A 19,092-nucleotide genomic window follows, 5' to 3' on the forward strand; every position below is an offset into this window, starting at 1 on the left:
AAAACGCAGACTACTTGAGCAGTCTGCGAAGGATCTTCAACCCATTTTTCGAGTTGGGATATTTGAATGAGAAATCAAAAAGGTTGGTTTGTTTCAAGACACTTTTATAATGGGAGAAGGTCGAGAAGCTGCTTTCCCCGTGGTAGCTGCCAATTCCGCTCTCCCCCACTCCCCCAAACGGAAGGTGAGGTGTGGCAATGTGCATGAGCGTATCATTTATGCAGCCTCCGCCATACGAAAGATTCTCTGTAATGTCCTTTTCAACCTCCCTGTCAGCAGTGAACAGATAAAGGGCAAGCGGCTTAGGACGGCTGGCGACAAAGGATTTGACCTCATCCAGCCTGTCATAAGTTAGAACCGGAAAGATCGGTCCGAATATTTCCTCGGTCATCACCGGCACACCCATACTCTCAGGCCTAAGAAGTGCAGGCTGGATTTGCAGGGATTGATCATCAAATCCTCCTCCGAAGATTACTTCACCATCGCTCAAGTAACTCTTCAGCCGGTTGTAGTGGCGTTCATTGACTATTTTGCCAAACTGGTCGCTTTTGAGCGGCTCTTCCCCGTAAAACTCATGCACCGCTTTTTTAAATTCTTCTATGAACTTCTCCTCCGCACTGCGATGCACAAACAGGTAATCCGGTGCTATACAGGTTTGGCCGGCGTTTGCCAGTTTACCGAATGCGATCCTCTTTGCGGCAAGAGCCATATCAGCGTCTTCATGAACGATGCAAGGACTCTTCCCTCCCAATTCAAGGGTGACTGGAATCAGCCTTTTAGAGGCCGCTTCCATTACAATCTTCCCTACTGGGACACTTCCAGTGAAAAAGATGTAGTCCAACTCTTGGTCCAACAAGTGCTGGTTCGTTTCAATCCCGCCTTCCATAACATAAACCAGCCCACTATCGAAGGAGCCTTCAAACATTTCCGAGAGCATCCTCGATGTATGCGGGGTTAATTCAGACGGTTTAACTATAGCAGTATTGCCCGCTGCAAAAGCTCCAATCAACGGTGAGATTGCCAGCTGAATCGGATAGTTCCATGGGGCGATGATCAATGACACCCCGTAAGGCTCGGGAATGCGGTATCCTTTTGACCCTATATGTGTGACTGCGGTTTTCACTTTTTTCGGTTTCGCCCAGGAATCCAGATTCTTCAATGTAAAGCTGATTTCTTCAAGCAGAATGCCGATTTCGGTCGTGTAAGCTTCCCTTTCCGATTTGTTCAGATCATCATGAAGGGCTTTTAGTATTTTTGACTCGTTCTTCCTTAGGACATCAGCCAACTTGTTCAGGCTTGCCTTCCTTGCTTCAAGCGGCCGGGTTTTTCCGGATGCAAAGTAATTCCTCTGAAGTTTGACTGCTTCATTCACTTGTTCCTGTGTCTTTTCGCGAATCGTTATTCCGGTCATAAAAAACTCTCCTCGGATTCTGATTATTCCTATATTATATACCTTTTCCCAAGCGTTTACTTCTAAACTGGCCGAGTCAGCCCTGTTTTTGAGTACAAAAAGGCCGACCAGGCATCAACCTGATCGGCTTATTCTTAAACCCATCCTCTGAATCTTGAAGCTTCCGCCATTTTGCGGGCACCAACCATGTAAGCTGCCAAGCGCATATTGACTCTCCGATTGGCTGCAGTGTCATATACATTATTGAAAGCCTCTACCAGTTTCTTATGAAGTTTTTCATTCACTTCTTCTTCTGTCCAGTAGTAACCTTGGTTGTTCTGCACCCATTCAAAGTAAGAGACTGTTACCCCGCCCGCACTTGCCAGTACGTCAGGCACGAGAAGGATATCTCTCTCGGACAAGATTTTCGTCGCTTCAAAGGTTGTCGGTCCATTCGCGGCCTCCACAACAATTGACGCTTTTATGTTTTGGGCATTGTCTTCAGTAATTTGGTTGGAAATCGCTGCAGGAACAAGGATATCACAATCCAGTTCCAGTAATTCCTTGTTAGAAATAGTGTTTTCAAACAGTGTTGTTACGGTTCCGAAGCTGTCACGGCGATCCAGCAGATAATCGATATCCAGGCCTTTCGGGTCATGCAGGGCTCCATGGGCATCAGAAATCGCGATGACTTTTGCACCCGCATCATGCATAAATTTCGCCAAAAAGCTCCCGGCATTCCCAAATCCTTGGATGACTACGCGTGCCCCTTTGATATCAATGCCTTTTTTCTTGGCAGCTTCCTCGATACAAATGGTAACGCCTTGTGCCGTAGCCTTTTCACGCCCTTGAGATCCCCCAAGGACCAACGGCTTCCCTGTAATGAAACCAGGAGAGTCGTTTTCACGCAAACGGCTGTATTCATCCATCATCCAGGCCATGATTTGTGAATTGGTGTATACATCAGGGGCAGGGATGTCTTTGGTAGGGCCGACAATCTGGCTGATTGCCCGGACATATCCGCGGCTGAGTTTCTCCAGCTCAGTGAAGGACATCGTGCGCGGGTCACAGATGATACCGCCTTTTCCGCCGCCATATGGTAAATCTACAATTCCGCATTTCAGGCTCATCCACATGGATAATGCTTTAACTTCTTCTTCATCAACTTCCGGATGGAAGCGGACGCCGCCTTTGGTTGGGCCTACTGCATCATTGTGCTGGGCCCTGTAACCGGTGAACACCTTGATTTTTCCATCATCCATACGTACAGGGATGCGGACAGTCAGCATTCTCATAGGCTCTTTTAAAAGCTCAAACACTTCCTCACTATAACCAAGCTTGCCCAGCGCATCGTTGATTACATGTTGAGTAGATGTAAACAGATTCAGATTTTCTCCCATTGAAAAATTCGCCTCTTTATTGTGTAGTCTAAAACCGTTGTTATTGTAACATACAACCTGGTAATTACTTAATAGCTGACAAGGAAAATGTATAAATTACTTTTACAGTCTTTTATATCTTATCCATTACAACCAAATATACATGAAGGACAACGAAATGAAACAGGATTATTTTGAAAGGACTTTTTGGATGCGCTCTATCGCCCAGTCCAGATCTTCCTCGCTGATCACAAGCGGAGGTGCGAACCTGATGACCGTTTCGTGTGTCTCTTTACACAATAAGCCTTCTTCTTTCAGTTCTTCACAATAGCTGCGTGCGGGTTCGGTCAGTTCCACTCCAATAAACAGACCTTTCCCCCGAACTTCCTTGATTTTCGGGTTGTCGATTTCCTTCAGCTTATCCATGAAGTATTCCCCGAGTTTCAATGAACGTTCAGCGAGTCCTTCATCTTCAAGGACTTCCAAGGAAGCAACTGACACAGCGGATGCCATCGGATTTCCTCCGAATGTAGAACCGTGGGAGCCCGGGTTGAATACGCCTAGAACATCTTTATTGGCTACTACACATGAGATTGGGAATACCCCGCCGCCCAGTGCTTTTCCAAGGATATACATATCAGGTTCAACATCTTCCCACTCACAGGCAAACATTTTGCCGGTACGGGCAAGACCCGCTTGGATTTCATCTGCAATGAACAGGACATTATTTTCTTTACACAGCTTGTAAGCTTCCTTTAAGAAGCCTTCAGGCGGGATGACAATTCCAGCTTCTCCCTGAATGGGCTCAAGCAAAAATGCTGCCGTATTCGGTGTGATGGCTTCCTTCAATGCATCGATATCGCCATAAGGGACAAGGTTGATTCCAGGAAGCATAGGGCCGAATCCGCGCTTATACTCTTCCTCGGAGGATAGTGAAACAGCCGACATGGTACGCCCGTGGAAGTTTCCTTCGCAGGCAATGATCTCCGCTTGATTATCGGCAACACCTTTTTTGTCATATGCCCAGCGGCGCGCTGTCTTGATTGCAGTCTCTACCGCTTCTGCACCTGTATTCATCGGGAGCGCCATATCTTTATTTGTCAATTTGCAGATTTTTTCATACCAAGGTCCCAGCTGGTCATTATGGAACGCACGAGAAGTCAAGGTCACGCGGTCTGCCTGGTCTTTAAGAGCCTGGATGATTTTCGGGTGGCGGTGTCCCTGATTCACTGCAGAATAAGCACTTAACATATCCATATACTTGTTTCCTTCAGGATCCTTAACCCAGACCCCTTCCGCCTCTGAAATGACGATAGGAAGCGGATGATAGTTATTTGCACCATATTCCTGGGTTTGTTCAATGATAGATTGAGAGTTTCTTGACATTTTATCTTCCTCCTAATCATTATCTATATAGTTGAAAATCGGCTGCTGGTTCACGGCCTTCATTGGAGAACCGGCACTTTCAATCCGGCAGCTCTGATAAAAACATTGTAAAAAGCTCAATTCTGGTTAAGTATCCGATTAATCTTAATATGTCTGGTTATAATCAATGGAGCCTCCTTATGAAGGCTCCATTATTTGTAGTTTTATAGCATTTCAGAAGTTGTTTTAGCCTGCATGTGAAGAAGCAGGTAGTCAGGTCCGCCTGCCTTCGAATCCGTACCGGACATGTTGAAACCGCCGAATGGCTGATATCCAACGATTGCTCCAGTACATCCGCGGTTGAAGTAAAGGTTTCCGACATGGAAATCTTCACGGGCCTGTTCGATGTGCGCACGGTTGTTTGTGATGACCGCGCCAGTCAATCCGTATTCAGTGTTGTTTGCAACCTCGATTGCATGGTCGAAGTCCTTCGCTTTCGCAAATGCCACGACTGGTCCGAAGATTTCTTCTTTCATGATGCGTGCTTCAGGATCAACGTGAGCAAAGATCGTCGGCTTGATGAAATAACCTTTGGAGTCGTCCCCTTCTCCACCGATCATCAATTCGCCTTCTTCTTTACCAATTTCAATGTAGCTCATGATCTTATCGAATGCTGCCTGGTCATTAACAGGTCCCATGAATGTTTCACGGTCTGTTGTATCTCCAAGAGTCAATTCTTTTGTCAGTTCAACGGCACGTTCAAGAACCTGATCGTAAACGTCCTCAACGATGATTGCACGGGAACACGCAGAACATTTTTGCCCTGAGAATCCGAATGCGGATGCAACGATCGATTTCGCAGCAAGCTCTAAATCAGCTTCCTTGTCAACGACGATTGTATCCTTACCACCCATTTCAGCGATTACACGCTTCAGCCAGATTTGGCCAGGATTCACTTTTGCAGCGCGTTCGTAGATGCGTGTACCTACATCGCGGGATCCTGTGAATGAAACGAAACGTGTTTTTGGATGGTCAACAATATAGTCTCCCATTTCAGAACCGCTTCCAGGAATGAAGTTAATAACGCCTTTAGGAAGTCCGGCTTCCTCAAGGACTTCGATGAACTTAGCTGCAACAACAGGAGTCGTTGAAGCTGGCTTAAGAAGCACAGTATTACCTGATACGATTGCAGCAACAGCTGTACCGGCCATGATGGCGAACGCGAAGTTCCAAGGGGAAATGACTACACCTACTCCCAGTGGAATGTAGTTGAATTGATTGTATTCGCCCGGACGGCTTTCTACTTTGAAGCCTTCAGCAATACGAAGCATTTGGCGACCGTAATATTCCATGAAGTCAATTGCTTCTGCCGTATCTGCATCCGCTTCGTTCCAAGGCTTTCCTGCTTCCCTTACAAGGATTGCAGAGAATTCATGCTTGCGGCGGCGTACAATTGCAGCAGCCTTGAACAGGATATCTGCACGTGTTTCCGGTTTTACTTTTCTCCAAGTCTGGAATGTTTCATAAGCTTCGTTCATTGCTTTTTCAGCCAATTCACGGCTTGCTTTGGAAACGCGTCCCACAACCTGCTCTTTGTTTGCCGGATTCACTGAAACGATCTTGTCTTCAGTCGTGATTTTCTCTCCGCCGATAGTCAACGGATAATCCTGCCCTAAATAGCTGTCCACCAGTTCAAGGCCCTCTTTAAAGGCTTTTTGATTTTCTTCTTTCGAGAAATCTGTGAATGGTTCATGTTTGTACGGAATCAATTTCATTTCCCCCTTTATTTAGAATAAAAATTAGTATTTTTATATATTTGCAGGGTGAATACGCAAAAAAAATTTGCAATAAGAAAACCCTTACAGATATAATAATGCAAAAGATAGTTGCATTTTTCAAGCCTTTTGCTTAATTTTCTAAAATAAATTATAAAAATGACCGCATCATATGTATGCAATGGCATTTTGATTCATTTATTTCAAGGGCTGGTGCTTGCTGAAAAACTATCTTGCACATTACACTATTACACTGTGAAACAGCCTTTCAAACTTATAAACCTGAATCTTATAAAAATTCTAGAGTTTTTTCAGGGGCAGTACATAAAAGGGGAGAAATAAGATGTTTGTGAACGGGATGCAAGAGTTGGTTTATCTCTATGAAAACGTGTTGGACTCTATAGATGCAGGCGTTCATGTAATCAATTCAGCAGGAAAAACCATTATCTATAATAAAAAAATGAGAGTCATCGAGGGAATGGATGTCGAGGATGTCCTCGATAAGACTTTGCTTGAAGTCTTTGAATTCAATTACGGGGAAGAAAGTACACTGTTAAATGTGCTTCGGACCGGAAGGCCGGCACTGAATGTCAAGCAAACGTACTTCAATGTGAAAGGCAGTGAAATCACCACCATCAATAATACCTATCCGGTTATTCATGAAGGTGCCATCATCGGGGCTATGGAGATTGCCCGGGATATCACCAAGCTCGAAAAACTCATCCGCGAAAACCGGACAAAAAAAGATGAACCGACCTATACATTCAGTCATATCATCGGGAAAAACCTGCGCTTGAAAGAAGTCCTTGAAAACAGCAGGCGGGCTGCCAAAACCACTTCCCCTGTTTTGATTGTCGGGGAAACCGGTACCGGAAAGGAACTCTTTGCGCACAGCATTCACAACAGCAGCCCCAGGGCGAAGAATTCTTTGATCAATCAAAATTGTTCCGCACTGCCGGACACTGTTATGGAAGAACTTTTATTCGGTGTCAACAAAGAGGATTCAGGGGAAACAATCGATAACCCGGGACTTTTTGAACAGGCGGAAAGCGGAACATTGATTTTGGATGAAATCAATAGTCTCAGCCCAACGCTCCAAACAAAATTATTAAGGGTGCTGAGGGAAAGGAAAGTCCGCAGGCTCGGATCCACAGTTGACAGGCCGATCGACTGCAGAATGGTGTGTACAATAAATGAAGATCCCATAGACGCCATTTCTGAAGGCAGGCTGAAAAAAGAGCTCTATTACCAATTGAGTGTCGTTTCCATCTTCATCCCTCCATTAAGGGAACGGATGGAAGACCTGGAGACTTTGCTCGCCTTCTTTATCGAAAAGTACAACGGACTGTTCGGGATGGCTGTCCAAGGCCTTGAAGATTCAGTATATGAAAGATTTAAAAACTATGAGTGGCCGGGAAATGTACGTGAACTCGAGCATGTCATTGAAGGCGCCTTTAATCTGATGGATTCAGGAAGCAGGATCAGTTACAACCAGCTTCCGGTTCACTTCAGGCAGCGGACCCAGCTTTCAAACGAGCTGGAACTTATTAATACCGCTGAAGATTTTCTTTTTGATGGTGATAGAGAAATCAAGCCGCTTGAAGACTATATCGCAGAAGCAGAAACGTATTACATCCAGAAAGCCCTTTTACATCATGACTATAATGTCACCAAAACCGCTAAGGCACTTGGGATGAGCAGGCAGAATCTTCAATATCGGATCAAGAAATTTGATATTGAACGCCCTGATTGAACTCTCTGCACAAAGAATTCCCCTTCTTATGGGGAGGGCACTGCAAAGTCCGACAAAAATAAAAGGCATCATCGTTCATTTCACAGAACGATGATGCCTTTTATACTTCAGGTTTTGTAAAGAGTGTGGATTTCCGATCCAGCTGCGACTACGCGGGGCGGTGAATAAAAAGCGGAAGCGGCCGATCAGCGACGCACAGATTGGAGGGCTGTCGCATGAGATAAAGGAATCACGAAGAACGGAGTGATTCGATGATGACTTATCGCAAGGAGAGAGACCGAAATCTGCTAGTCGTTGGCCGCTGGAGCTGGATCGGCCTCCTCAGCTTCGCCTGCGGGGTCTCACTTATCAAAAGCGGAAGGGGCCGTTCAACGACGTACGGATTGGAGGGCTTCTGTATGAGATAAAGGAATCACAACGAACAGAGTGAGTTGATGATGACTTATCGCAAGGAAGGAGCCTGAAATCCGCTAGTCGTTGGCCACTGCAGCTAGACGGGTCCCGCTAATCCAGCAGGAGATCGCATACCTTCCACTCCAATCAACGTGGAAAAACAAGATTAACGACAAATAGTATACTTACTGAACATCATAGTTTGTTGTTGAATCAGTGGAAATAATAGTAGGTATCATTGTCTGCTCCTTTTTCACCTTGCCATGCTTTCCCAATAGCCATGTGCAGTGCTTGCAGAGATATATAGAAAAAAGCAGACTATGCTTCCTTTTGGAGAAAGAGTCAGCTTATTTTTTGTCATTTCCAAGTCGGTTATAAAACTCTGAAGTTTTTAGTGCCCCTCCTTCTGTAGAAAGGTTTTTTTTTACTAATGAAAAGGGACTTTATCGATAGGTACAGAAAACTCGTCGATAGAAATCGTCAGAGCGACGATAGAACTGCCAAGGTCGCAGATAGACTCCACCCCCTACCCTGTTTGCCGGTCCAGCAATTCGAACACAAAAAAGGACCGGCCACATAAGCCGGTCCTTCCACGATATTACTTCTTGATTAGATCTTCACGCTCTGATTGCTCGATCCACTCTTCAAGCTTGTCTTTAAGAGTGTTGAAGCCAGTTGGAGCAGCTTCAGCGGCAGGAGCAGATTTAACGCTTCCTTGGCGACGCTTAGGCTTTTTCGCAGCAGCGGCCTTAGGCTCTTCTGCAGGCGCTTCTTGAGTCGCGCGGATTGATAAGCTGATTTTGCCTGCTGCTTCGTCGACAGACAATACTTTTACTGTTACTTCATCGCCAACGCTAAGATGCTCGTTTACATCTTTAACGAATCCGTGTGTGATTTCAGAAATATGAACAAGTCCTTGTGTATTTTCATCAAGAGCAACAAATGCACCATATGGCTGAATGCCTGTTACTTTACCTGTTACAACGTTTCCTGTTTCGTATTTTGTACTCATGGGAACAACTCCTAATTATATATAAATTTTCTCCTTTTTACGCAATTATAAATTATATCACAGATGGCGAACATACGCAAAAGTTCTCTATATATATTAAGTATTTTCCCTTTTTGCCAATACAAAAACATTCTTATTGATAATTTTAAAGCTCGTATTCCATATAAAAGCCGTCCCAATTTTCCGGTTTGGCAAACTGATTTTCCATCAGTTTATTATAGTAAGGCTGTATCCTCGCTGCCGTCTTTGAATCAGGATATTTCTCCATCAGTTTTTCAAAAGATTCTTTAACATCTTCCTTCAGCACACCCTCATCATTGAAGATGGATTGAGAGGACGAACCTTTCACATAAGCCCTTAGTAATGTGCTGTACTCAATCCTGAATTGTTCAAGAAACTCCGAGCCAGGGGGCAGGTTTTCAAGCACACTCTCATATAGCAGGAGGTCTCCTCCCGCCCTTACCCAATTGGTGGTTATGACCCCTCCATTCAAACTGGCCGGCAGTCCCTCCAGCGTCAAAACATTCATATACACTTCAGGGAGTTCTGAAGATGAGAGGAATTCTTTAAGAAAATGCGCATCCATCTTTGCCGAGAAGCGTCCTTCGGATTGAGAATAATCCAATGATATTCCATTGCCTACAGCACCTTCTGCCAGTGTAATCAACTTATCAGAGTACTGTTTTTTCCGTTCCAGTAAGATATCGCGTTCCTCAAGGCGGCCCTGCTGAATTTCCGTTTCCCATTCTTTTCTGTGCTGTTCAATTCCTGCTTCATATGCTGAAAGAAGGCCCTTTTGTACTTCCAGATAATTCTTGACCCATAGATCTGCCTTTTCTTTGGAAAGTGACTTCCCTGTCAATCCAGTGATCATCTGGGCTGGGGTTTTCAGGATATCATCTACGTTTGAGTTAATCATTGCGACAGTATCTGTACCCTCGTACATGGACATTCTCCCATCCTTGATCGTTTGTTTCGCATAAGATACATATGCTTCTGCGGACGTCCCCATTTCGGTCTGCCTGAATCCCTCTTCTGTCAATCCCAGGCTTCCCATTGCTTGCATGCGTCGGACTTTGTAATGCTTTTCGATTTCTTCGATGTTTTTTGCCACTTCTTCCGACGTCATTACTGACTGCTGGCCGTTCTGTAGATTTCCCTCTTGACTGCCCGTAAACTGGAATACCAGCACTGAAGAGATCAGCAGGACACCTATGAAACTTGCTGCGTATGGCCAGTGAATGAGTTTCCGTCTGGATTTCTTTGGTTTCTGCTCGTTTTCAATAGCTTTTAGGACATTGGAAACATCCGTTTGTCCGGGCATCCGCTTGTAGTTGTTATTGAGAAGCTCCATCCGTTTTTCCAGCATCTTATCATCCATGGTTTTCATCCTCCTTTTTTTCAGCCTGCAGCAGCGCTTTCTTCAGCATGTTTTTCCCGCGCAGCAGCCTTGTCTTCACTGTGGATAGATTCAAAGACAGGATCTCCTGAATTTCTTCATATTTTTTTTCATGGAAATAGTAAAGAATAATCGGAAGCCGGTATTTTTCATCCAGGCTTTGAATACTTTCATGAAGCAGTCTGTCCTCTTCTTCCCTGAAGAAGGTTTCTTCAGGCAGGGATGAAGGCTCCGTCAGGGAATCTTTGGCCAGTTTTTCCGTTTTTAGCTGATGCCTGTTTTCCTTTCTAAGGAAATCCCGAGTGACATTAAGCGTGATTTTATAAAGCCAGGTTGTGAATTTAGAATGTGAAAACTGGTGCAGGAACCGGTAAACCCTGATGAACACTTCCTGTGAAATGTCTTGGATATCACCGTTTGAAGCCCCCATTTGAAAAGCGAAGCGCTCGACAACCGGGGCGTAATACTTGACCAATTCCCCGTAGGCAAATAAATTTCCGTTTTGTGCCTGTCTTATAAGATACTCGTTTTCCACAATCAGTCCCCCTTTCCTTTTATTTGTAATTATGAAACGCTGGTTTTCCAGTAATTGTTTCATGAAATAAGTAAATATATCTGATTATTTTAAATCATCTATACACTGGGTGAAAAACATAGTAAGATGGTGAAATCATCTGGAGAAAGGAGAGAAAATTTTTGAAAAACAGCGATCAATGGTCATCCAAAATCGGATTCATCCTTGCCGCAGCCGGTTCCGCCATCGGACTCGGGGCGATATGGAAATTCCCTTATATGGCTGGAACAAACGGGGGCGGAGTTTTCTTTTTGCTCTTTATTCTATTTACTATCTTAATCGGGACCCCCATCATGCTTGCTGAGTTTGTCATTGGCAGACGCGGCGGTGCTGATGCCGTCACTTCCTACCGTGTCCTGGCCCCTTCTTCACCCTGGCCGTTTGTGGGCTATTTCGGAACATTAGTGTCCTTGATTATTTTATCATTCTACAGTGTTGTCGGCGGTTGGATTCTTTCATATCTGATAAGGAGCCTTACAGGCGGTCTGACCGGAATGTCACAGGCAGAGTATGGTGCCCTGTTTGAAAACATCATTAGCCGGCCATGGGAGGTCCTCTTTACACAGGGAATTTTTATGATCATGACAGTCCTTGTGGTCAAAGGAGGAATCAAAGCCGGGATTGAGCGTGCAAGCAAATTCATGATGCCTGCTTTGTTTGTCCTTTTCCTTGTTCTGGTTGTCCGCTCGCTTACACTTGAGGGGGCTATGGATGGGGTCCGCTTCTTATTGCAGCCTGACTGGAGCTATCTAACGGCAGAAACCGCTTTGCTGGCACTTGGACAAGCCTTCTTTGCCCTCAGCGTAGGTATCTCGGTCATGGTGACTTATTCTTCTTATCTGCCAAAAACGGAAAACATGCCAAACTCGGCATTCAGTGTCGCGAGCTTGAATATCTTCATTTCCCTGCTGGCCGGGCTGGTCATTTTCCCTTCTGTGTTTGCGCTCGGATTTCAGCCTGACGTAGGGCCGGGACTCGTTTTTGTTGTGATTCCCGCAGTATTTAATGAAATTGCCTTTGGGGGACTATTCCTGACCATCTTCCTTGTTCTGCTCCTTTTTGCCACCTTGACTTCCGCATTTTCCATCCTGGAAATCATCGTTGCAGTCATGGAGAAAGGAAATGAGCAGAAGCGAAGCCGTTATGCCTGGTTCGCGGGGATCCTTGTTTTCGTGGTCGGAATTCCTAGTGCATTGTCATTCGGGGTGCTGACAGACTTTCAAATTATCGGGAAATCCTTTTTCGATTTTGCCGACTTTATCACAAGCAATATCGGCCTGCCGGTTGGAGCCCTGCTGATCAGCATATTCACAGGTTATGTTTTGAAGAAATCTGCAGTGAAAGAAGAGCTCCAGCGGGGTTCGGGAATGTCCGACGGGTTATTCCAAGTCCTTTACTTACTGATTCGTTACATCGTCCCACTCGCTATCATCGCCGTATTCCTGAATTCATTCGGCATCCTTTAACACTCTAAAGCACAGAGGGACAGTCCCCGGTTACGTTAACGCGTTAAAGCGCGAAGGGGGACTGTCCCTTTTCGCGCGGTGAATCGTTGATGCAAACTGTCTGCAGCCCTCACATTTTGTTCAAGGATTTCATGACTTATTTTGGCGTTGTGATGGTAAAATAATAGTGTAAAGGTTAATTTGATGGAGGGATTCATATGTCTCATTTTGGTCAGAATTTGAAATTATTGCGTGAAGAACGGAATATCACCCAAGAAGAATTAGCCATGCGGGCGCGGCTCGGAAAAAGAACCATTGAAAAATACGAAAGCGGCAGCCAGATCCCTGATACTCAGACGATTTTGAAGCTGTCCACAGTCCTTGATGTACCGGCATCCGAAATGCTCGAAAAGGAGCTTCTGGAAAGCCCATCTCAAGGAATTGACCTGGAAATTGAACAGCTCATCAGCGAAATCGGCACCAAGAAATCCAAATTGATCCTCCGGAAAGCAAAGGAGTTTTCTGAAGAGGATTTTCTTAGGGTCATGCAGATGCTTTATGAAATTAAGTACGGTTCAGCAGTTGAATAAACTTTTTTAAAAATGAAGGTATATAAGTAACCCATAGGGGCAATGCTTTTAGTAAGCTTTCTAAGTATTCCCCCTTTTGTTTTCATTGTGGACGATATTTATATATCGTCCTGTTTTTTATTTTGAGGAGGTCGATTTCCCCAGCGCAGTCGATAGACGACTAGAATGGCTTAGATGCCCTGACCTTTTTTTTGGAATTGAGTAATTCATGAACCTCTTATGTGACACCCAAACCTGTCCTGGGCTCTTATTGCTGCTTAATGAACCTCTCACTTCTTCTGATTCATAAATCACTTCAATAACAATGGTAACTTCTCCTGATTCCTGACACCCCGGCCAAAGTCACCGATTCCCCAATACACAAAGCCTCAATATTAACTTCCCACTCTTAGATTCATGGTGTTTTTTCACTCATGCAGGGTAGAATACAAGTACCTATTCTTATCAGGAGTGAGAGTAATGAATGAGATAACTTACAAAGCTGTGATCAATGGCGCAGAAATTTTCTATGAATACCACCGTCATCCCTCTTCCAAGGAAACCTTTGTATTGCTTCATGGATTTCTTTCATCTACTTTCAGCTTCCGGCATTTGACACCGCTGTTGAAGGAACAGTATAACGTCATCTCGGTGGATTTGCCTCCATTTGGGCAGAGCGGAAAGAAAACCGACTTTATCTATTCCTACCAAAACCTTGCCAGGACCGTCATCCTTCTCATGGAAAAACTTGAAATAGAGAATATTCATCTCATAGGCCACTCGATGGGCGGCCAGATTGCCCTCAATATCATGAAACAGAAGCCGGAGCTCGTCGAAAAAGGTATACTCCTTTGCAGCTCCGGTTACCTGAAGAAAATGAACTGGCCTGTAATGATGCTCAGCTATATTCCGTTCTTTCATCTTTATGTAAAAATGCATCTGGCCAAGTCGGGGATCCGTCAGAACTTGGAAAATGTCGTTCATGATTCTAAAATGATCAATGACGAAATGATGTTCGGTTACTTGCAGCCTTTCCTTGACGATGACATTTTCCGGGCACTGACCAGGATGATCCGCCACCGGGAAGGCGATCTGAGCCAGCAGGATTTGAAAAAGATTCAAACTCCTTGCTTATTGATATGGGGCAAACATGACCGGGTCGTCCCTCTCAGCATTGGAAAAAGACTCGATAAAGATCTGCCGAATTCAAAATTGCTGGTCCTTGAAAATACAGGGCACCTTGTACCGGAAGAAAGACCAGAGGATGTAACCCGGCATATAAGGTCGTTCATTTCACAGGAGTTTGAAGAGCAAAAGGTCGGAACAAAGAGTAAAAGCCAAATCTCTAATACTCTCCCTGTCACCTGATAAAGGATGTCCGCCAGAAACATTACTTTCCGGCGGACATCCTTCTTTCTCGGGAAAACTGAGCCAAATCCAAGCAGATATTTTTCATCTTATGCCGGCATATTTTAACATACTAATATGAACTATATTAATTTTCACAAAGGATGTGATCTGGGTGCACAATTTTGATAAAGTACCAAACAGAAAAGGAACATCATCGGTAAAATGGGACATGACCAAAACGGTCTTCGGACGTGATGATGTGCTGCCGATGTGGGTTGCGGACATGGATTTCCCCCCTCCGCCTCAAGTCATTGATGCACTTAAGGCTCGGTTGTCTCATGGCATATTCGGGTACACCTTTACAGGGGAACCATTGGGCGAAGCTGTCAGCGCTTGGATGAAAGACCGCCACAACTGGGAAATCAGGAAAAGCTGGCTGCTATACAGCTCTGGGATCGTCCCAGCCATAGCGACAATCATTAATGCTCTTACCGAAAAAGGCGACGCTGTCCTTATGCATTCACCGGTCTATACTCCTTTCTTCAGCCTGGTCGAAAAGAATGAGCGAGTAGTGAAAAAGTCACCACTGAAAATGAAAGACGGACAATATGTGGTCGATTTCGAAAAATTTGAAGAAAGCTTACAACAAGGCGTGAAGCTTTTCCTTCTATGCAGCCCTCACAATCCAGGCGGCCGCGTGTGGAAGCAGGATGAATTGGTGAAAATGGCGGAACTCTGCCAAAAATACAATGTACTGATCGTCTCTGATGAGATCCACGCCGACCTGGTACATAAACCAAATAAGCATATCCCAGTTTCTTCTATTAAAAATGAATTTGAAGACTTCATCCTTACACTTATCGCTCCGAGCAAAACGTTCAATATTGCCGGACTTCAGGCATCAGCCATGATCATACCGAATCAGAAATTAAGGGAAAAAGTAGCTGAGGAACAACAAAAGCAAGGGGTTTTCACATTGAATACCTTCGGTGTGGTTGGTATGGAAACTGCTTACCTGTATGGCGGGGAATGGCTGGACAGCCTCCTTTCCTACCTGCAGGAAAATATCAGGCTGGTTAAATCGTTTGTTGAGAAAGAACTTCCGGAATTGACAGTGATGGAGCCGGAAGCTACCTATTTGTTATGGATTGACTTCAGTCAACTTGGAAAGTCTGAGAAAGAGCTGGAAGACTTGCTATTAAATAAAGGCAAACTGGCCCTTGAGCCGGGAACCAAATACGGCAAAGACGGGGACGGGTTTTTCAGGATGAATATCGCCTGTACGCGCGAAACACTGAAAGAGGGTCTCGCACGATTAAAAAAGGCATTCAGCTAAAAAAGCGGAAACACTTTAACGCACCACCGCATTGAGGGACTGTCCCCGGCTGCGGTGACGCGTTAATGCACTAAAAAAGCTGGCAACCTCAGGGTTGTCAGCTTTCAATTTTTCTTCTTTTCACTTGTGATCTCTCCGCAGGCGATCCGTTCTCCGGAATCCCCGGCAGGCTGAGTCATACCGTCATCCTGGCCTTCATTAATGACGATGGTTGTACCTTCTTTAGTAAACAGCGAGGTCGGACCCTTGGAAAGTGTAACCAGCGGGGCCATGATTTTTCCTTTATAAGAACCGTCACTCTCCACAATCAAGTTGGGAAGGTCGCCTGCATGAGCCCCTTCAGGGTGAAGAAGTCCGTGTTCTTTATCTTCCGGGTTGAAGTGGTTTCCAGCTGATACAAAATCAGGTGCTTCGCATTTTCCTTTTTCATGGATATGTATGGCATGCACTCCTGGAGGCAGGCCGACAAGATCCAGGTCCAGTTCCACACCGGCAGCCATCTCCTGCATCTTCACCTTGCCCAGAGAGTCACCGACAGGATTTTTGATATCAACCTCTGTCTTCTTCGGATTTTGAACTGCACACCCCTGAAGCAAGATTGCCGATGCGAGCAGGCCTGTCACTAGCTTTGCATTCATGATATCTCCTCCAACAACAAAATCATCTCTACCATTGTTGCCTTTGTTGAAGGAAAATATTCTTACTCAATGCTTAAGACTGATTCTCCTCAGCTCTTCTTCTTGCTTCTTCCTCGGCATGCTTTGTCTTCTCTTCCTCTTTCTTTGATAATTTGATGATCCAACGGAATGTCAGTACGGCAGCTGTTCCAAACAGGATCATCCAGAAGGCGGCTGGAATATATTCTGTTTTATCTTCAGGAAAATAAAGAAACAGATTTAAAATAAATGCGTTATGCATATAAGGCTCCTTTCAAACTTCTCAAGTTGTAGATATTATATCAATTCCGCAAAGGTAAAACCATGTCGAAAATCAAAACAAAGACAGCCGGTTTCTGATACCCCGGCTGCCTGCAAACAATGCTATTCTTTAATGATCTCAATCTTCTCAATCACGACATCCTCTGCGGGCTTATCATTTTCGACTGTTTCAACCGCAGCGATCTTATCGACAACATCCATTCCCTCGATGACCTGTCCAAAAACGGTATGTTTATTGTCCAGATGAGGAGTACCGCCGCGTTCCATATATGTCTCAATAGCTTTTTGGCCAAAGCCTGCTTGGACCATCTTCTCTTCTAAAGAAGGGTCAATACTGGAGTTCTGCACGATGAAGAACTGGCTTCCATTCGTGCCGGGTCCTGCGTTTGCCATGGAAAGAGCTCCACGGATATTCAGCAATTCTTTTGAGAATTCATCTTCAAACGGTTCGCCCCATATGCTTTCTCCGCCAGTTCCCGTACCTTGCGGATCTCCACCCTGGATCATGAAGTCCTTGATGACCCTATGGAAGATAACACCGTCATAGTAGCCTTCCTTACTGTGTGTCATGAAGTTTTCGACTGCTTTCGGTGCCTGTTCCGGGAATAATTTAATTGTGATATCCCCCATATTCGTCACCATCTTTACAGCTTTTTCATTTTCCTGGATTTCATCCGTCAATTGCGGATATTCGATATCACTGTCATCCACTGGCCCTTCCGCTTCCTGTTCCTGCTCATTTCCTGCTGTTTCGTTTTGCCCATTGTTCTGGTTCGCTTCTTCATCGTTGGCACTTCCGCATGCGGACAACATGAACAGAAGAAGCGCAGCTGCTGCAATCGCGATATACTTTTTCACATTAATTCCTCCATCAATAATATTGTTTGTATGTATAATAGATGATAGTGCCAATACATGGCAACTCTCTCTATTATGAATTAGAATGAAAGTAATTGCTATATTACGAAAGGCTGTTTTTCATTATGCAGCCATTTTTAAAAAGGCTGTTTTCGCCTATATTGTTGCTTTCGGAAAAGAACGAGCTGGTCTTTTCTTTCCTGCTCACAGGTTTTTTTCCGGCGATTTACCAGGATATTATTTAAAATATATAGAATAGCAACAAAGTTTACGAAAAGAGCCTTAAAAAAGGAGGAAGACACATGTCTGATTTCAATAACGGAGATATTGTAACAGCACTTTATAAAACAGGAAGATACATAGGGGAAGTCACGGATTCCCGCCCGGGAGTATATGTCGTCAAAATCCTCGCTGTCTTGAAACATCCGCGGCAGGGAGACCTGCACAATCCTAAAGATGTGGATGTGCCTCTATTTCATGAAAGAAAAGCGCTCGCTTTCAGGGAAAGAGCCAACATCCCTGATAAGATGGTGAAAGCTTATGACGGGGAAATCCCTGAATATAATGATTCGCTGATTAAATCGTTCAATGATTTAAAAGTCCAATTGGGATCCGAGGATTCGGCTTTTGCACACAAAAGCCTGGAGACATTGGAGAGTGTTAAGAGGGAATATGAATTGATGTATAGCATCTCGCTCTAAAGACCAGGACCCAAATCAATTGTTGATTTGGGTCTTTTCATGCCATCTGATTAAAAATTTTGGATAAATCGATACGGTCGCCGATTGTGGTCGGTTCCGCTTTATCCAGGTACTTTTTATCTTTTTCGATCAGCTTATAAATATGGTACGTCGTCAGCGCATCATCAAGCGCCTTGTGATGCTTTCCGACACCTTCCCGTCCATATTCCTGTACCGCTTTCCAGAGACCCGTCTGATTTTGGTCTCCAAAAAAACGCTTGTATTCCATGGACAGATCAATGAATTCCCCCCCTTTAAAAGGAAAATCGATCCCCCCCTTGCTGCAATTTTGCCGCAGCACCTTCATATCCATGTTGCCCCAGGTGATGATTTTGCTCTTTCCTCTTTGATTCAATTCTTTTAGATACTGTACCAGTGAATGAAAAGGAATCCCATTATCCACATCACTTTGGGAAATCGATAGGAATTGTTTACACCTCTTTGTTAGTACCGGAAATGCTGAGAGCTTCACGTAGGAAGAAAACTTATCGGTCACTTTCCCATTCTGAACAGCCACCAACCCCGTTTCAATGATTTCAGGATAGAAACCCCTGGGATATTGCTGCCTTTCCGGCATGGAAAATTCAAAATCAATGATGATCAATTGATCGCCTTTCAACTGATGTCCCCCCAATCCTACAGTCATACCACCACACTGCCTGACCACCCTGACAAAACAACACTGTATTTGCATTCTATTCATTATATCACGATTACACTAAAAATTATGACAATTTAAATAAAAAGCGGAAGCGCCTTGTTCAGCCCCGACAGGCAAATGTTCCGAAGAGAAGAAAAGGCGCCCTTTCCTTTTAT

The 19,092-nt window shown here is 44.5% G+C and carries 19 protein-coding genes; 8 read left to right on the forward strand and 11 right to left on the reverse strand.

Translation table 11 applies throughout. The features are described from left to right. Positions 1 to 10: 10 nt before the first annotated feature. The 4 genes from D3H55_RS00195 to pruA form a co-directional block, all read right to left on the reverse strand. Positions 11 to 1,411, reverse strand: coding sequence for an aldehyde dehydrogenase (locus tag D3H55_RS00195; protein WP_119544795.1), 1,401 nt, complete (start codon positions 1,409 to 1,411; stop codon positions 11 to 13). Between the two features lie 134 nt (positions 1,412 to 1,545). Further along, on the reverse strand, positions 1,546 to 2,790 hold the full coding sequence (locus D3H55_RS00200; RefSeq protein WP_119544796.1) for a Glu/Leu/Phe/Val family dehydrogenase: 1,245 nt from the start codon (positions 2,788 to 2,790) through the stop codon (positions 1,546 to 1,548). A gap of 168 nt (positions 2,791 to 2,958) precedes the next feature. Beyond that, a complete protein-coding gene (locus D3H55_RS00205) occupies positions 2,959 to 4,155 on the reverse strand; it encodes an ornithine--oxo-acid transaminase (protein ID WP_119544797.1) in 1,197 nt (398 codons plus the stop codon). 203 nt (positions 4,156 to 4,358) lie between these two features. Next, a complete protein-coding gene (gene pruA / locus D3H55_RS00210; protein WP_119544798.1) occupies positions 4,359 to 5,909 on the reverse strand; it encodes an L-glutamate gamma-semialdehyde dehydrogenase in 1,551 nt (516 codons plus the stop codon). A gap of 343 nt (positions 5,910 to 6,252) precedes the next feature. On the opposite strand from pruA, the gene D3H55_RS00215 reads away from it, so the two are divergent. Together D3H55_RS00215 and D3H55_RS23915 are read left to right on the forward strand one after the other, a co-directional pair. Continuing rightward, positions 6,253 to 7,662, forward strand: coding sequence for a sigma-54 interaction domain-containing protein (locus D3H55_RS00215; protein ID WP_119544799.1), 1,410 nt, complete (start codon positions 6,253 to 6,255; stop codon positions 7,660 to 7,662). Positions 7,663 to 7,916: 254 nt separating this feature from the next. Further along, positions 7,917 to 8,069 carry a hypothetical protein gene (locus D3H55_RS23915; protein WP_168412907.1) on the forward strand — a complete coding sequence of 51 codons (153 nt, stop codon included), beginning with the start codon at positions 7,917 to 7,919 and terminating at the stop codon, positions 8,067 to 8,069. Between the two features lie 584 nt (positions 8,070 to 8,653). Here D3H55_RS23915 and yugI read toward each other — a convergent pair. From yugI to D3H55_RS00230, 3 genes are all read right to left on the reverse strand, one after another. Continuing rightward, positions 8,654 to 9,067, reverse strand: a complete 414-nt coding sequence (yugI, locus tag D3H55_RS00220; RefSeq protein WP_119544800.1) for a S1 domain-containing post-transcriptional regulator GSP13 — start codon at positions 9,065 to 9,067, stop codon at positions 8,654 to 8,656. 145 nt (positions 9,068 to 9,212) lie between these two features. Beyond that, on the reverse strand, positions 9,213 to 10,448 hold the full coding sequence (locus tag D3H55_RS00225; protein ID WP_119544801.1) for a hypothetical protein: 1,236 nt from the start codon (positions 10,446 to 10,448) through the stop codon (positions 9,213 to 9,215). Further along, complete coding sequence (locus D3H55_RS00230; RefSeq protein ID WP_338067921.1) at positions 10,441 to 11,001, reverse strand: RNA polymerase sigma factor; 561 nt, start codon at positions 10,999 to 11,001, stop codon at positions 10,441 to 10,443. Before D3H55_RS00230 ends, D3H55_RS00225 begins: the two co-directional genes overlap by 8 nt. Before the next feature lie 161 nt (positions 11,002 to 11,162). On the opposite strand from D3H55_RS00230, the gene D3H55_RS00235 reads away from it, so the two are divergent. The 4 genes from D3H55_RS00235 (at position 11,163) to D3H55_RS00250 (ending at position 15,740) form a co-directional block, all read left to right on the forward strand. Next, positions 11,163 to 12,506, forward strand: a complete 1,344-nt coding sequence (locus D3H55_RS00235; protein WP_119544802.1) for a sodium-dependent transporter — start codon at positions 11,163 to 11,165, stop codon at positions 12,504 to 12,506. Between the two features lie 197 nt (positions 12,507 to 12,703). After that, positions 12,704 to 13,075, forward strand: a complete 372-nt coding sequence (locus D3H55_RS00240; protein WP_119544803.1) for a helix-turn-helix domain-containing protein — start codon at positions 12,704 to 12,706, stop codon at positions 13,073 to 13,075. A 459-nt stretch (positions 13,076 to 13,534) separates the two neighbouring features. Beyond that, positions 13,535 to 14,422 carry an alpha/beta fold hydrolase gene (locus D3H55_RS00245; RefSeq protein ID WP_119544804.1) on the forward strand — a complete coding sequence of 296 codons (888 nt, stop codon included), beginning with the start codon at positions 13,535 to 13,537 and terminating at the stop codon, positions 14,420 to 14,422. A 154-nt stretch (positions 14,423 to 14,576) separates the two neighbouring features. Then, on the forward strand, positions 14,577 to 15,740 hold the full coding sequence (locus tag D3H55_RS00250; protein WP_420808720.1) for a MalY/PatB family protein: 1,164 nt from the start codon (positions 14,577 to 14,579) through the stop codon (positions 15,738 to 15,740). A gap of 104 nt (positions 15,741 to 15,844) precedes the next feature. On the opposite strand, the gene D3H55_RS00255 is transcribed toward D3H55_RS00250, so the two are convergent. From D3H55_RS00255 to D3H55_RS00265, 3 genes are all read right to left on the reverse strand, one after another. Next, positions 15,845 to 16,378, reverse strand: a complete 534-nt coding sequence (locus tag D3H55_RS00255; protein ID WP_119544805.1) for a superoxide dismutase family protein — start codon at positions 16,376 to 16,378, stop codon at positions 15,845 to 15,847. A 73-nt stretch (positions 16,379 to 16,451) separates the two neighbouring features. Further along, the gene (locus tag D3H55_RS00260; RefSeq protein ID WP_119544806.1) at positions 16,452 to 16,658 is read right to left on the reverse strand and encodes a hypothetical protein; all 207 of its coding nucleotides are present in this window, start codon (positions 16,656 to 16,658) and stop codon (positions 16,452 to 16,454) included. 122 nt (positions 16,659 to 16,780) lie between these two features. Continuing rightward, complete coding sequence (locus D3H55_RS00265) at positions 16,781 to 17,536, reverse strand: peptidylprolyl isomerase (RefSeq protein WP_240628441.1); 756 nt, start codon at positions 17,534 to 17,536, stop codon at positions 16,781 to 16,783. An 85-nt stretch (positions 17,537 to 17,621) separates the two neighbouring features. On the opposite strand from D3H55_RS00265, the gene D3H55_RS23920 reads away from it, so the two are divergent. Beyond that, the gene (locus D3H55_RS23920; protein ID WP_168412908.1) at positions 17,622 to 17,795 is read left to right on the forward strand and encodes a hypothetical protein; all 174 of its coding nucleotides are present in this window, start codon (positions 17,622 to 17,624) and stop codon (positions 17,793 to 17,795) included. A gap of 43 nt (positions 17,796 to 17,838) precedes the next feature. Continuing rightward, on the forward strand, positions 17,839 to 18,237 hold the full coding sequence (kapB, locus tag D3H55_RS00270; RefSeq protein ID WP_119544807.1) for a kinase-associated lipoprotein KapB: 399 nt from the start codon (positions 17,839 to 17,841) through the stop codon (positions 18,235 to 18,237). A 37-nt stretch (positions 18,238 to 18,274) separates the two neighbouring features. Here kapB and kapD read toward each other — a convergent pair whose 3' ends face one another. Continuing rightward, positions 18,275 to 18,922, reverse strand: a complete 648-nt coding sequence (gene kapD, locus D3H55_RS00275) for a 3'-5' exonuclease KapD (protein ID WP_119544808.1) — start codon at positions 18,920 to 18,922, stop codon at positions 18,275 to 18,277. Positions 18,923 to 19,092 lie beyond the last annotated feature (170 nt).

The organism is Bacillus salacetis, from assembly GCF_003581585.1.
Classification (GTDB): domain Bacteria; phylum Bacillota; class Bacilli; order Bacillales; family Bacillaceae_B; genus Rossellomorea; species Rossellomorea salacetis.

Excerpts from the sequence above, each read along its gene's own strand:
- D3H55_RS00195 (WP_119544795.1), bottom strand. The coding sequence starts at position 1,411 with ATGACCGGAATAACGATTCGCGAAAAGACACAGGAACAAGTGAATGAA.
- D3H55_RS00200 (WP_119544796.1), bottom strand. The coding sequence starts at position 2,790 with ATGGGAGAAAATCTGAATCTGTTTACATCTACTCAACATGTAATCAAC.
- D3H55_RS00205 (WP_119544797.1), bottom strand. The coding sequence starts at position 4,155 with ATGTCAAGAAACTCTCAATCTATCATTGAACAAACCCAGGAATATGGT.
- pruA (WP_119544798.1), bottom strand. The coding sequence starts at position 5,909 with ATGAAATTGATTCCGTACAAACATGAACCATTCACAGATTTCTCGAAA.
- D3H55_RS00215 (WP_119544799.1), top strand. The coding sequence starts at position 6,253 with ATGTTTGTGAACGGGATGCAAGAGTTGGTTTATCTCTATGAAAACGTG.
- D3H55_RS23915 (WP_168412907.1), top strand. The coding sequence starts at position 7,917 with ATGACTTATCGCAAGGAGAGAGACCGAAATCTGCTAGTCGTTGGCCGC.
- yugI (WP_119544800.1), bottom strand. The coding sequence starts at position 9,067 with ATGAGTACAAAATACGAAACAGGAAACGTTGTAACAGGTAAAGTAACA.
- D3H55_RS00225 (WP_119544801.1), bottom strand. The coding sequence starts at position 10,448 with ATGGATGATAAGATGCTGGAAAAACGGATGGAGCTTCTCAATAACAAC.
- D3H55_RS00240 (WP_119544803.1), top strand. The coding sequence starts at position 12,704 with ATGTCTCATTTTGGTCAGAATTTGAAATTATTGCGTGAAGAACGGAAT.
- D3H55_RS00245 (WP_119544804.1), top strand. The coding sequence starts at position 13,535 with ATGAATGAGATAACTTACAAAGCTGTGATCAATGGCGCAGAAATTTTC.
- D3H55_RS00255 (WP_119544805.1), bottom strand. The coding sequence starts at position 16,378 with ATGAATGCAAAGCTAGTGACAGGCCTGCTCGCATCGGCAATCTTGCTT.
- D3H55_RS00260 (WP_119544806.1), bottom strand. The coding sequence starts at position 16,658 with ATGCATAACGCATTTATTTTAAATCTGTTTCTTTATTTTCCTGAAGAT.
- D3H55_RS23920 (WP_168412908.1), top strand. The coding sequence starts at position 17,622 with ATGAAAGTAATTGCTATATTACGAAAGGCTGTTTTTCATTATGCAGCC.
- kapB (WP_119544807.1), top strand. The coding sequence starts at position 17,839 with ATGTCTGATTTCAATAACGGAGATATTGTAACAGCACTTTATAAAACA.
- kapD (WP_119544808.1), bottom strand. The coding sequence starts at position 18,922 with ATGACTGTAGGATTGGGGGGACATCAGTTGAAAGGCGATCAATTGATC.